This window comes from Brevundimonas sp., assembly GCF_965279155.1.
GTDB lineage: Bacteria > Pseudomonadota > Alphaproteobacteria > Caulobacterales > Caulobacteraceae > Brevundimonas.
Map to the genome: position 1 here is coordinate 2,325,990 of NZ_OZ257138.1, position 12,083 is coordinate 2,338,072.

Below are 12,083 nucleotides of genomic sequence, written 5' to 3' on the forward strand. Positions count from 1 at the left end.
TAGGCAACCGTGAGGAGGACGCCATGTTCGATCGCCCGCCCGCATCTCAACCCCATATGGCTCAACCCGAAACCGACCCTGTCGCCGACAGCGTCGAACGCCTTTGCCGCCTGTACGATAACCGCCTGGCCGAGACCGGCGGGGACCTCTCACCTGAAGACGCCCGGGAGCTGAACGCGATGGCCGCCATCTATGATCTGGACACCGACCGCCCCTCGACCGAGGTCTGGCGCGACCTGCGCGCCGTCGTCACGCGTCAGGCGCCGCTGGACGCCACACCGCCGACCGATGTCGAGGCCCTGACCCTGCTGGTGGTCGAGGACGATCCCGACGCCGCCGTCTCCCTCACCGAACTGCTGACCGAGGCTGGCCACAGCGTCGTCGGACCTTTCCACAGCGCGGCGGCGGCCGAGGCGGCGGCGGCGTTGCACAGCATCGACGCGGCCCTGTTGGACATCAATCTGTCGGGCGAGATGACCGGCGTCGAACTGGCCCAGGTGCTGACCGGGCGCTGGGACGTGCGGGTGATCTTCATCTCCGGCGACGTCGCCGCCGCCGCCCGAAACGCCGACATGGCCGAGGCCCTGGTGCTTAAACCCTACAACGGCGCCCAGATCCTTGAGGCCGTGGCCCGGCTGGGTCGCACGGCCTGAGATCGTCCGCACCGGCGAACGGCGTCTTGCGTCCGGCCTCCGGGCGGGCGATCACGGACCATGCTGTCGAACCGGTCCCGCTACGCCCTGCGCGCCATGGTCCATCTGGCCGGTCTTCCGGGCGGAGGGCCAGCCACCATCGCCGAGATCGCGGATGCGGCGGCGGCCCCGCGCAAGTTTCTGGAAGCCATCCTTCTGGACCTGCGCCGTCAGCATTTGCTGGTGTCGAAACGGGGCAGGGCGGGCGGCTATGCGCTCGGCGCGCCTGCCGACGCCATCAGCTTCGCCGACGTCATCCGAGCTTTGGAAGGCCCGCTGGCTCTCGCGCCTTGCGCCTCCCGCACCGCCTACGGCCCTTGCGAGACCTGCCCGGATGTCGAGACCTGTCCGCTGCAACCGGTGCTTCAGGACGGGCGCGACGCCATCGCGGCGGTGTTCGAGGGACGAACCCTTCTGCAAGCCACCGCCAATTCTTCTCCTATTGACCGACTAGGGAAATAAACCGCACCGTCAGTCCGCGTTTCAGGGGCCGCCAATGCAAGACTTCCTCCTCTTTCTCCTCGTCGGTTTCCTCGCCCAGATCGTGGATGGGGCGCTGGGTATGGCCTATGGCGTCATCTCCTCGACCGTACTGCTGTCGTTCGGCGTGCCACCCGCGACGGCGTCGGCCAGCGTCCACGCGGCCGAGGTCTTCACCACGGCGGCCTCGGCCGGGTCGCACACGGTCAACAAGAATGTGAACTGGAAGCTGTTCGTGCCCTTGGCCCTTGGCGGGGTCGTGGGCGGAAGCATCGGAGCCTTTGTCCTGACCAGCATCGACGGCGACGTGATCCGGCCGTTCATCACCGCCTATCTGGCTGTCATGGGCCTGGTGATCATCTGGCGCGCCACCCGCCAGACGCGCGAGCGCATCTTCCCGCGCAAGTTCGCCGGGCCTCTGGGCCTTGTCGGCGGCTTCTTCGATGCGGTCGGCGGCGGCGGCTGGGGCCCCACGGTCACCACCACCCTGGTCGGCACGGGTCAGGACCCGCGCGCCTCGATCGGCACCACCAATACGGCCGAATTCTTCGTCACCTCGGCCATTTCCGCCACCTTCCTGGTCGCCCTGCTGACGGGTCACTGGCAAGAGGCCGAGGGCTTCGCCACCCACGCCATGGCGGTCCTGGGCCTGATCGCTGGCGGCCTGATCGCGGCGCCCTTCGCGGGGATCATCGCCCGAATCGCGCCGCGCCGGGTGCTGACCTACGGCGTCGGCGCCGTGGTGCTTCTGTCCGCCGGCTATCAGGCGCTGCGGCTGTTCAAGGTGATCTGAAACGAAATGCGGCGGCGGGTTCACACCCGCCGCCGCTTCTTTGTCATGCGCCGTGGCGGACTACTGGTCGCCGGCGACCGTCGTCGGGGCGGGCGTGCGAGCCGCAGCGGCCTCTTCGGCTGGCGTGCGCAGGGTCACGACGAGAGGATTGGGCTTGAGGTCGTTCATGGCGCCGGAGGTGGCGTCGATCGCCCCGCCGATGATCCCGCCGATCAGCAGGTTGCCCGCCATGGCGGTGCCGCCGGCGCCGGAGACGCTGCTGGTCACCTCGTGGGTCTGGGCGACATAGCCGTCCTTGGCCACGGTGATGCGGAAGGCGTCCTTGCGCGGCATGCGGAAGGTGCAGGGCGTCGCTTGGCATTCGAAGCCGTTCGACGTGCTGACCTGTGCGCCCGGAGGCGTGCTCTCGACCGTGAACTGCTGGCTGGAGCCGCGCGTCACGGTGGCGCAGGCAGGCAGGGACAGCGCCACGCCGGCAAGCGCGAGCAGGCGCACGCCAAAGCGTGCGGAAGTTTTGGAAATCATAGGCCCCTCAGTGGATTATGGGCCGGCCCCCCGGCCGAACCTGATGCAGGGGTCGCACGGCGGACGAACGTCGTCAATCACGGGTTTGTGAAATGCGTTAGTTTTTCACAACCTGAAGGGTGCAGACCTATTCCGCCGCCTGAAGCTCCGCCGCCCGCGCGGCGTCCAGTTCGGCGGCCTTGCGTTCGACCAGGTCGACGATGTGGTCGATCATGCCGTCGTTGGCCTGTTTGTGGGCGATCTTGCCGTTCAGATAGATCATGCCCGCGCCCTTGCCGCCGCCGGTGAAGCCGATGTCGGTATAGAGGGCCTCGCCGGGGCCGTTCACGACGCAGCCGATGACCGACAGGCTCATCGGCGTCGAGATATGGGCCAGTTTCTCTTCCAGCAGGGTCACGGTCTCGATGACGTTGAACCCCTGGCGGGCGCACGACGGGCAGGCGATGATGTTGACGCCGCGGTGCCGCAGGCCCAGCGACTTCAGGATGTCGAAGCCGACCTTGATCTCCTCGACTGGATCGGCGGCTAGCGACACGCGGATGGTGTCGCCGATCCCGGACCACAGCATATTGCCCATGCCGATGGCCGACTTGATGGTGCCGGTGCGCAAGGGCCCCGCCTCGGTCACGCCCAGGTGCAGCGGGCAGTCGATGGCCTCGGCCAACTGCTGGTAGGCGGCGACGGTCAGGAAGGGATCGGACGCCTTCACCGAGATCTTGAACTCGTGGAAGTCGTGGTCCTGCAGGATGCGGGCGTGGTTCAGCGCGCTTTCGACCATGGCGTCGGGGCAAGGCTCGCCGTATTTTTCCAGCAGTTCCTTCTCCAGCGACCCGGCGTTGACGCCGATCCGCATCGAGCAGCCGTTGTCCTTGGCCGCCTGGATCACGTCGCGGACGCGGTCGGCCGAACCGATATTGCCCGGATTGATCCGCAAGCAGGCGGCGCCGGCTTCGGCCGCCTCGATGCCGCGCTTGTAGTGGAAATGGATGTCGGCGACCAAGGGGACCTTGGCCTCGCGGGCGATGGTCCTGAAGGCCTGGGTCGATTCCACGTCGGGGCAGGAGACGCGCACGATGTCGGCGCCGGCCTCTTCCAGCTGGCGGATCTGGTCAATCGTCGCCGCCGCGTCGGTCGTCGGCGTATTGGTCATCGACTGGACGCTGATCGGGGCGTCGCCGCCCACCAGGACGGAGCCGACGCGGATCTGGCGGCTCTTGCGACGCTCGATATGGCGCCAGGGTCGGACGTGCGTGTGATCGCTCATGGAAGCATCATATAGGCCGATGATGACGGCGGGACCACGGCCGACGTTTCAGTTCGGCGTCGTGGGCGTGGGAGACGGGGCGGAAGTCTGCGTTTGCGCCTGGGTTCGGGCCTGAGCGGCCTGGGCCTCGACCTGCGCGCGCGCCTGGGTCGCCGCCAGCTGTTTGGCGGCCTGGTCGGCGCGGCTGTTCAACTGGGCCAGCGGCGTCAGCACCCCGGCCAGCGGCCCGCCGTACTCCCCGTTCAGATAGAGGTCGAAGGCGGCCGGGTCGGATACGTCCACAGTCGCCGCCACGCCGATGGGCGCGCGCCAGGCCTCGCCCGGCGCCATCTGACGCGCGAACAGGGCCTGACCGTCGCCCAGCCGCACCACCAGGGCGCCGGCCGTCTTGGCCTGGATCACCACCATGGAAGCGTTGGCCGAGGCGCCATAGACGGTGCCGCGCGGGTTGAAGGCCTTCTGCACCGGCTCGGGATTGGCGGCGGCGGCGATCACGGCGGGATCGGTCGGATCGACGCCGGTCAGCTGGGCCTCAAGCCCGGGCGTGATGTAGAGTTGGGGCGTGGTCTGGTCGGGCGGCGCCGCCATGGGCGCGCTCAGGGCCAGTTGCGGATCGGGATCGACCCCGCTGACCCAGGTCTTGGGCACGGCGGCGATGTCGGACGGATGCGCCGCCTGATGCAGACTGGCGCGCTGGAACACGTTCCAGCCGATGACGGCGACCACCACGGCGACGACGCCGGCGACGATGCGCGGCGAATGGCGTTTCACGTCCTCGAAGGCGATGCCGATGGGCGCCTTCAGCGGCACCGAGGTGTCGGGGCTTTCGCGCTTAAACCGCTCGACCGCCAGTTGTTCGTCAAGGAACAGGGCCGAGGCATAGGCGCGCACATAGCCCAGGGCGAAGACGCGCGAGGGCAGGGACGACCAGTCGCTCTGTTCCAGGGCGGTCAGGAAGCGGCGATGCACCTTGGTCTCGGCGGCGAGATCGGCCAGGGACTTGCCCGACCGCTCCCGCGCGCGGCGCAGGCCCTCGCCCAGGGTCGCGGCGTCGGCGAAGTCGGCCGTCGGATCCTGCCGGTCCGATATGGTCTTGATCGCGTCGGGGGCGGCCCCCGCATTCAGCGCCATTAGGCCTGACCCCATGTTCGGGAAGATACTGCGCCCGAGCGCCGTCTATGTCGCCGGAGATAGACGATTGCGGGCCTGCCAGCAACGCCGCGCTTGGGCCGTCAGGGCGCTAGTCAGACCGCGACGTTCAGCTTGCGCGCCAGGGACTCGATCTCGTTGCGCACCGAGCCGGTGGACAGGTTCAGCAGATTGGCCATGCCGCGCCGCGCCGCGCTCAGGTCCGCCGACAGGATCATCCGCTTGACCGGCCCGACCCCGCCCGCCGGCGCCGACAGACGCGTGAAGCCCAGGACGATCAGGGCGAAGGCCTCCAGCGGCCGTCCGGCCAGCTCGCCGCAGATCGAGACCGGCGTGCCGGTGTCGGCGCAGGCCTTCTGGATCGACTGAAGCGCGCGCAGGGTCGGCGGCGACAGGGGGTCGTAACGGTCCGATACCAGCGGATTGGTCCGGTCGGCGGCGTACATATACTGGAACAGGTCGTTGGTGCCGATGGAGACGAAGTCCGTCAGCGGCAACAGGGCGTCCAGGTGCCACAGCAGCGACGGGCATTCGACCATGGCCCCGACGCGCAGCAGGGCCGGCAGGGCGCGCCCGCGACGCTTGGCCCAGGCGCATTCGATGTCCACCAGTTCGCGCGCGGCCCGGAACTCGTCCACCGTGGCGATCATCGGGAACATGACCCGCAGCTCGCGTCCGCCCCCGCCGCCAGCAGGGCCCGAAGCTGCATCCGCAACAGCGACGGCCGATCCAGGCCCAGTCGGATGGCGCGACGGCCCAGGGCCGGGTTCTCTTCGCGCTCGGCCTCCAGATAGGGCAGCACCTTGTCGCCGCCGATGTCCAGGGTGCGGAAGGTGACGGGTTTGTCGCCGGCCGCGTCCAGCACCAGCTTGTAGAGCGCCGTCTGGGCGTTCAGCCGGGGCAGTTCGTCCGACACCATGAACTGGAACTCGGTGCGGAACAGGCCAATGCCCTCGGCGCCCGTCTCGGCCATGTTCTCCAGATCGACCGCCAGGCCCGCATTGGTCAGGACCGTGATCCGCTGACCGTCCAGGGTGACGGCCGGTACGTCGCGCAGCTGGGCGAACTCGGCCTGGCGCTGTTCGCGCACGGCCATGCGCGACTGCACGGCCTCCAGCATGTCGGGGCGGGGCCGCAGATAGGTCTCGCCGGTCTCGCCGTCGGCGATGACCATGTCGCCTTCCGACAGCCGGTCGCGCAGACCCATCAGGCGGCCGACGCAGGGGATTTGCAAAGCCCGCGCGACGATGGCGGCGTGGCTGGCGGCCGAGCCTTCTTCCAGCAACAGGCCCTTCAGCTTGTCGCGCGGATATTCCAGCAGGTCGGCAGGGCCGAGGTTCCTCGCCACCAGTATGGCGTCGTCGGGCAGTTCGCGCTCGCCCGGCTTGTCGCCCGCCAGCACCCGCAGCAGCCGGTTGGCCAGATCCTCGAAGTCGTGCAGCCGTTCGCGGATATAGGGGTCGCGCGCCTGGGCGAAGCGGGCGCGGTGTTCGTTCCTGACCCGGTCCACCGCCGCCTCGGCCGTCAGGCCGTTGCGCACCGCCTCTTCCAGCGACCGGTTCCAGCCCCGGTCGTCGGCGAACATGCGATAGGTCTCCAGCACCTCGAACGAGGGTCCGGCCAAGCCCTGGCCCTTGTCCAGCATGACGTCCAGGCCGGTCTTCAGCGTGGCGAGCGCCAGCTTCAGCCGCGCCTCCTCCATCGCCGGATCTTCGGACAGCAGTTTTTCCGGGGGCAGGGGCGCCTCGTGCAGCACCACATGACCGAAGGCCAGGCCGTCCGAGAACTTCTGGCCCTTCAGCCGCTCGGGCCGATGCGGCGCCAGTTCGACGTCGCGCAACTCGTCCAGGGCCAGCAGTTCGCCGGACGACACCGTTTCGGACAGGACCATGGCGATGGTCTGGATGTCCTCGACCTCCTCCTCGTCATAGCGCCGCTCGGTGCGGTTCTGGACGACCAGGACGCCGATGGCCCGGCCGCCGCGCAGCAAGGGGGCGCCCAGGAAGGCGTGATAGGGGTCTTCGCCCGTCTCCGGTCGATAGGAGAAGGACGGGTGCGACGGCGCGTCCGACAGGCTGATCGGTTGGGCCATCCGCGCCACCTCGCCGACCAGGCCTTCGCCGGGCCGCAGGCGGGTGTTGTGGACGGCGTCGGGGTTCAGACCCTCGGTGGCGAAAAGCTCAAGCTCGCCCGAGCCGCGACGCAGATAGATGGAGCAGACTTCGGCGACCATCGACCGGGCGATGATCCTGACCACCATGTTCAGACGGTCCTGCGCGGGGGTCGCGCCCGCGCCGGCCCCGCCCAGAGCCTCGCGGATCTGGCGCAGGAGGATCCGAGGTCCCCTGGTCATCGCGCCGCCTGCCGGCATCATGTCTCCCGCGCCCTTTTCGTGGATATAGGCGCCCTGTTCAGATCACCTATACCGCGTCCAGGCCGTAAGCCGAATGCAGCGCCCGAACCGCCAGCTCCGCATAGGCGGCGTCGATCAGGACGCTGATCTTGATTTCCGACGTCGAGATGGCCTGGAACTTGACGCCCTTGTCGGCCAGGGCCCGGAACATCAGTTGGGCCACGCCCGCATGGCTGCGCATGCCGACGCCGACGACCGAGACCTTGGCCACGTCCTCGTCGATGCGGATTTCCTCGAAGCCGAGTTGCGCCTGACTGGCCGTCATCAGCTCGGCGGCGCGCACGGCGTCGCGGCGGCCGGTGGTGAAGGTCAGGTTGACGGTGCCGGCCGTGCGCGACTGGCTCTGCACGATCATGTCGACATTGACGTTGGCCTCGGCCAGGCGGGTAAAGACGTCGGCGGGGGCGTCCACGCGGTCGGACAGGCCCAGCAGGGTGATGCGGGCCTCGTCACGGCTCATGGTCACACCGGACACGATACGTTTTTCCACGATCTCCTCCTCGTCGCAGATCAGGGTTCCACCCTTGTCGGGCATGACGCCATTTGCGTCGGGTTCGATAAAGCTAGACAGCACGCGCACCGGCACCTGTTTGGCCATGGCCAGCTCGACCGAGCGGGTCTGCAGCACCTTGGCCCCCAGGGACGCCATCTCCAGCATCTCTTCGTAGGACACCTTGGCCAGGCGCCGCGCGCGGCTCTCGATGCGCGGGTCGGTCGTATAGACGCCGTCCACGTCGGTGTAGATGTCGCACGGCGCCCCCAGGGCCGCCGCCACGGCGACCGCCGAGGTGTCGGATCCGCCGCGGCCCAGGGTGGTGATCTTGCCGTCCGTCGTCACGCCCTGGAAGCCGGGGACGATGGCGATCTCGCCTGCATCGACGGCGGCGCCCAGCTTTTCGCCAGGGATGTCGATGATGCGGGCGCGGGCGTGGGCGTCGTCTGTAATGATCGGCACCTGCCAGCCCATCCACGAACGGGCGTTGAAGCCCATATTGCGCAGGGTCGCGGCCAGCAGGCCCGAGGTGACCTGTTCGCCCGAGGCGACCACCACGTCATATTCGTCGTCGCTGAGCGGCAGGCCGGCGCCGGCGGGACCTGCGCCGTCGGTCCAGGCGACCAGTTCGTTGGTCTTGCCCGCCATGGCGGAGACGACGACGGCGACCTTCTTGCCCGCAGACACCTCTGCCGCGACGATCCGCGCCGCACGGCGAATGCGCTCGAGGTCGCCCATCGAGGTGCCGCCGAACTTCATCACCAGTCGTGTCGTATCGGATCGTGAAGAATCAGGCCGCGTCATCGTGGCGTTCCGCCCCCTGCTTGCGTGAAAGGGCGCGAAGGTTCATCCCTCGCGTCATGACCGCTTCTAACGGCGCCGCACCGTCTCGCCTACCCCGCGAAGGGCATGGTTTTTCGCAAAATTCGTCGCAAGGCGCGTTCGGCGCATCGATCGACCCCGCCGACGTGGCCCGCTTCTCGGCCCAGGCGGCCGAATGGTGGGACGCGAAGGGGCCGTTCGCGCCCCTGCACCGGTTCAACCCGGCGCGCCTGGCCCTGATCCGCGAGCAGCTTTGCAAACGGCTGGGTCGCGATCCCAAGGCCCGCGCCCCCTTCGAGGGCCTGACCCTGCTGGACGTCGGCTGCGGCGGCGGACTGATCGCCGAGCCGATGCGGCGGATGGGCTTCGAGGTCTCGGCCATCGACGCCTCGTCCGAGAACATCGGCACGGCGCGGGCGCACGCCGACATGGTCGGTCTCGACATCGCCTACCGCGCCGCCACCGTTGAACAGATCGAGGCTGATGGCGCGGGGCCGTTCGACGTGGTCCTGACCATGGAGGTGATCGAGCACGTCGCCGACCCTGAAGCCTTCGTGCGCGCCTGTGCGCGCCTGGTCCGGCCGGGCGGGGTGATGATGGTCGCCACCTTGAACCGGACCCTGAAATCACTGGCCCTGGGCAAGGTGGCGGCGGAATATATCCTGCGCTGGGTGCCGGCTGGGACGCACGACTGGCGTCAGTTCCTGAAGCCCGACGAGATCCGGTCGATGCTGGCCGCCGAACCGGTGACCGTCGAAGGGCCCTATGGCCTGAACTACGATCCGCTGCACGACCGCTGGAGCCAGACCGACGACGCCGGCATCAACTATATGATGGTCGCCACGCGGGGCGCATGACGGGCGTCGTCGTCACGGGCGGGCCCGGTTCGGGCAAGACCAGCCTGATCGAGGCGTTGGCGCATGCCGGACATGGCATCGAACCCGAGGCCGGGCGCGCCATCATACGTCAGCAGCAGGCTGAGGATGGTCTGGCCCTGCCTTGGCGGGATCGCGCCCTGTTTGCGCAGCGCATGCTGGAACACGACATCGAAGCTTACGACCGCAGCCGATCGGCGGCCGGTCTGGTCTTTCACGATCGCGGCGTGCCGGACGTCATCGGCTATCTGACCCTGTGCGGCCTGCCGATACCCGATCACATGTCCCAGGCGGCGGCCGCCCTGCGTTATCATCCCAAGGTTTTCATCGCTCCGCCCTGGCCCGAGATTTTTGGACAGGATGCAGAGCGGCGTCAGGATTTCGACGAGGCGAAACGCACCTTCGACGCCATGGCCGCCGTCTATCCGACCTATGGCTATGAGCTGGTGGAGATGCCGAAGGCGACCGTCGCAGAGCGGGCCGCCTTCGTTCTCGATCATCTCGGTCTGGTCTAAGCGTCAGACCTTCTCGGCCCGTTTGCGTGTCCAGCTGTAGAGGCCGAACACCGCCGCCGCGAAGGCGACGATCCCGGCCAGCATGGCGGGCCAGCCGGAGCCTTCGGGGATCATGGCGAAGGGGGCGTCGCTGTTCGTGCCGACGATGACGCTGGCGTAGAAGACGCCGAACAGGCTCTCGCCCACGATCAGGCCGGACGCCAGCAGCACGCCCATGCGGCGCGCCACATCGGCGAACCGGGTCGTCTTGACCGCCTTGTCGTAGACCCAGCCGACCACGGCGCCGATGACAAGCATGGTCGTCACCGCCGCCGGCAGATAGAAGCCGATGCCCACGGCCAGCGGCGGCAGCTTGATCTTGCCCTTGGTCGATTTGGACACGACGGCGTCCAGCACGATGATGATCACGCCGATCACGGCGCCCAGGCCGATCAAATCCCAGCGCAGGTCGCCGCCGATGACGCCGCGCGCCAGGGCCGAGATCAGGGTCGCCTGGGGCGCCGCCAGCGGCTCGTTGGCGATGCCGGGAGGGCCGCCCTCGAACCCGAAGGCGCCGTTCAGCTTGTTCAGGATGAAGGGGATGACCAGGGCGCCGGCGATGACGCCGACGATCAGGGCGACCTGCTGGCGCCACGGCGTGGCGTCGACCAGCTGGCCGGTTTTCAGGTCCTGAAGATTGTCGTTGGCGATGACGGCGACGGCGAAGACGACCGCCGTCACGATCAGGGCGAAGGCGATGATGGAGCCGTCGGCCGGCACGCCCGCGATCTTCATCACGCCCAGCATCAGCAGCGAGGCCACGATGATGGCCAGGATGCCGACGCCGGACACCGGGCTGTTCGACGAGCCGATCAGGCCGGCCATGTATCCGCAGATGGCGGCGACCGCGAAACCGATCAGCACGACATAGACCAGGCCGCCGATGACCAGCAGGGGCGCGGACGCCGCCAGCGTCGGCGAGGCCAGGGCGATCCAGGTCAGCAGGCCGGCGATGGCGATCAGGGCCGCGACCGAGACGGCGCCGACGATCTTGATCGGAATGTCCTGCTCGGCGCGCTCCAGCACCTCGCCGTGCGAGCGTTTCGACTGAGCCGCCAGGGCCGAGGTCAGGCCGCCGATCAGCGGACGTGCCAGCTTGATCAGGGTCCAGATCGCCGCCACGCCGATGACGCCGGCGCCCATGAAGCGGACTTCGCGGCTCCAGACCGTCATGGCCAGTTCCTCGGCGCCCGTCCCGGCCGGCAGGCTCGCGGCGATGGAGGGCAGGCCGTGCGCCGTCAGCCAGGCGATGGTGTCGGGGCTGGTCAGGATCGGCACGGCGATGACCCAGGCCAGGATCAGGCCGAACAGCTGGGCCAGGCCGACCGTCAGGCCGATCAGGTGCCCGGCGCCCAGCAGGGCGAACTGCATGCCGAAGCCGACGCCCGTGGCCCCGCCGCCCAGGGCGGCCGGAAGCTTGAAGAACTTGGCCGCTTCGCCCGCGAAGACGCGACCGGCGACCAGCAGGGCGTAACCGGACGACACCACGGCGCCCGCGACCACGACCCACAGGCCGGACTTGTTCTCGCGCACGGCGCTTTCGGTCTGTTCGGCCCCGCGCGATCCGACCTTCAACACCTCGGCGGCGGCGACGCCCTCGGGGTAGGGCAGCCCGCCGTTGGTCACCAGGGCGCGTCGCAGCGGGATCGAGAAGGTGACCCCCAGTATGCCGCCGAAGATGCAGATCAGCGTCGATTCCCAGAACGGAAACTCCAGCCACCAGCCGATCATCACCAGGCCGGGCAGGACGAAGATGATCGAACTCATGGCGCCGCCGACCGAGGCGACGGTCTGGACGGTCATGTTCTCCCAGATGGTCGAGGTGCGGAAACCGCGCAGGATGGCCATCGAAATGACCGCCGCCGGAATGGCCGAGGCGAAGGTCAGGCCCACCTTCAGGCCCAGATAGGTGTTGGCGGCGGTGAAGACCACCGCCAGCAGCACCCCCAGCACGATGGCGCGAAGGGTGAGTTCAAGCCGGCCCTTTGGGGCGGCGGCGGCGTCTGTCATCGGCGAATTCCCA

Annotated in this window: 10 protein-coding genes and 1 pseudogene; 5 read left to right on the plus strand and 6 right to left on the minus strand. The window is 68.5% G+C overall.

All coding sequences use genetic code 11. From position 1 onward, the window contains the following. Window positions 1-23: 23 nt before the first annotated feature. The 3 genes from ACQY72_RS11085 to ACQY72_RS11095 are packed head-to-tail and all read left to right on the plus strand — an operon-like array spanning window position 24 to window position 1,965. Entirely contained in the window at window positions 24-653 is a 630-nt protein-coding gene (locus ACQY72_RS11085; RefSeq protein ID WP_428153590.1) for a response regulator, read from the plus strand. A 60-nt stretch (window positions 654-713) separates the two neighbouring features. Further along, entirely contained in the window at window positions 714-1,154 is a 441-nt protein-coding gene (locus ACQY72_RS11090; RefSeq protein ID WP_428153592.1) for an RrF2 family transcriptional regulator, read from the plus strand. A gap of 34 nt (window positions 1,155-1,188) precedes the next feature. After that, entirely contained in the window at window positions 1,189-1,965 is a 777-nt protein-coding gene (locus ACQY72_RS11095; RefSeq protein WP_428153593.1) for a sulfite exporter TauE/SafE family protein, read from the plus strand. A gap of 60 nt (window positions 1,966-2,025) precedes the next feature. Here the strand turns inward: ACQY72_RS11095 and ACQY72_RS11100 are convergent, their stop codons facing one another. The 5 genes and pseudogenes from ACQY72_RS11100 to ACQY72_RS11120 all read right to left on the minus strand — a co-directional run bounded on the left by ACQY72_RS11100 (window position 2,026) and on the right by ACQY72_RS11120 (window position 8,613). After that, the gene (locus ACQY72_RS11100; protein ID WP_428153594.1) at window positions 2,026-2,490 is read right to left on the minus strand and encodes a PEGA domain-containing protein; all 465 of its coding nucleotides are present in this window, start codon (window positions 2,488-2,490) and stop codon (window positions 2,026-2,028) included. A gap of 127 nt (window positions 2,491-2,617) precedes the next feature. Beyond that, window positions 2,618-3,754 carry a flavodoxin-dependent (E)-4-hydroxy-3-methylbut-2-enyl-diphosphate synthase gene (ispG, locus tag ACQY72_RS11105; RefSeq protein ID WP_428153595.1) on the minus strand — a complete coding sequence of 379 codons (1,137 nt, stop codon included), beginning with the start codon at window positions 3,752-3,754 and terminating at the stop codon, window positions 2,618-2,620. A gap of 48 nt (window positions 3,755-3,802) precedes the next feature. Then, window positions 3,803-4,885: a helix-turn-helix domain-containing protein gene (locus tag ACQY72_RS11110; protein WP_428153596.1), complete on the minus strand. Its 1,083-nt coding sequence runs from the start codon at window positions 4,883-4,885 to the stop codon at window positions 3,803-3,805. Between the two features lie 113 nt (window positions 4,886-4,998). Beyond that, window positions 4,999-7,274, minus strand: a pseudogene (gene ptsP, locus ACQY72_RS11115) (phosphoenolpyruvate--protein phosphotransferase). A gap of 49 nt (window positions 7,275-7,323) precedes the next feature. Next, window positions 7,324-8,613 (minus strand): aspartate kinase, encoded by a 1,290-nt coding sequence (locus ACQY72_RS11120; RefSeq protein WP_428153597.1) that lies wholly within the window; start codon window positions 8,611-8,613, stop codon window positions 7,324-7,326. Window positions 8,614-8,669: 56 nt separating this feature from the next. On the opposite strand from ACQY72_RS11120, the gene ubiG reads away from it, so the two are divergent. Then, complete coding sequence (gene ubiG, locus ACQY72_RS11125) at window positions 8,670-9,488, plus strand: bifunctional 2-polyprenyl-6-hydroxyphenol methylase/3-demethylubiquinol 3-O-methyltransferase UbiG (RefSeq protein ID WP_428153598.1); 819 nt, start codon at window positions 8,670-8,672, stop codon at window positions 9,486-9,488. Further along, window positions 9,485-10,021 carry an AAA family ATPase gene (locus ACQY72_RS11130; RefSeq protein ID WP_428153599.1) on the plus strand — a complete coding sequence of 179 codons (537 nt, stop codon included), beginning with the start codon at window positions 9,485-9,487 and terminating at the stop codon, window positions 10,019-10,021. Before ubiG ends, ACQY72_RS11130 begins: the two co-directional genes overlap by 4 nt. 3 nt (window positions 10,022-10,024) lie before the next feature. Here the strand turns inward: ACQY72_RS11130 and ACQY72_RS11135 are convergent, their stop codons facing one another. Then, window positions 10,025-12,070, minus strand: coding sequence for an OPT family oligopeptide transporter (locus ACQY72_RS11135; protein WP_428153600.1), 2,046 nt, complete (start codon window positions 12,068-12,070; stop codon window positions 10,025-10,027). Between the last annotated feature and the right edge of the window lie 13 nt (window positions 12,071-12,083).

Excerpts from the sequence above, each read along its gene's own strand:
- ispG (WP_428153595.1), bottom strand. The coding sequence starts at position 3,754 with ATGAGCGATCACACGCACGTCCGACCCTGGCGCCATATCGAGCGTCGC.
- ACQY72_RS11135 (WP_428153600.1), bottom strand. The coding sequence starts at position 12,070 with ATGACAGACGCCGCCGCCGCCCCAAAGGGCCGGCTTGAACTCACCCTT.
- ACQY72_RS11120 (WP_428153597.1), bottom strand. The coding sequence starts at position 8,613 with ATGACGCGGCCTGATTCTTCACGATCCGATACGACACGACTGGTGATG.
- ACQY72_RS11085 (WP_428153590.1), top strand. The coding sequence starts at position 24 with ATGTTCGATCGCCCGCCCGCATCTCAACCCCATATGGCTCAACCCGAA.
- ACQY72_RS11100 (WP_428153594.1), bottom strand. The coding sequence starts at position 2,490 with ATGATTTCCAAAACTTCCGCACGCTTTGGCGTGCGCCTGCTCGCGCTT.
- ACQY72_RS11130 (WP_428153599.1), top strand. The coding sequence starts at position 9,485 with ATGACGGGCGTCGTCGTCACGGGCGGGCCCGGTTCGGGCAAGACCAGC.
- ubiG (WP_428153598.1), top strand. The coding sequence starts at position 8,670 with ATGACCGCTTCTAACGGCGCCGCACCGTCTCGCCTACCCCGCGAAGGG.
- ACQY72_RS11095 (WP_428153593.1), top strand. The coding sequence starts at position 1,189 with ATGCAAGACTTCCTCCTCTTTCTCCTCGTCGGTTTCCTCGCCCAGATC.
- ACQY72_RS11110 (WP_428153596.1), bottom strand. The coding sequence starts at position 4,885 with ATGGCGCTGAATGCGGGGGCCGCCCCCGACGCGATCAAGACCATATCG.
- ACQY72_RS11090 (WP_428153592.1), top strand. The coding sequence starts at position 714 with ATGCTGTCGAACCGGTCCCGCTACGCCCTGCGCGCCATGGTCCATCTG.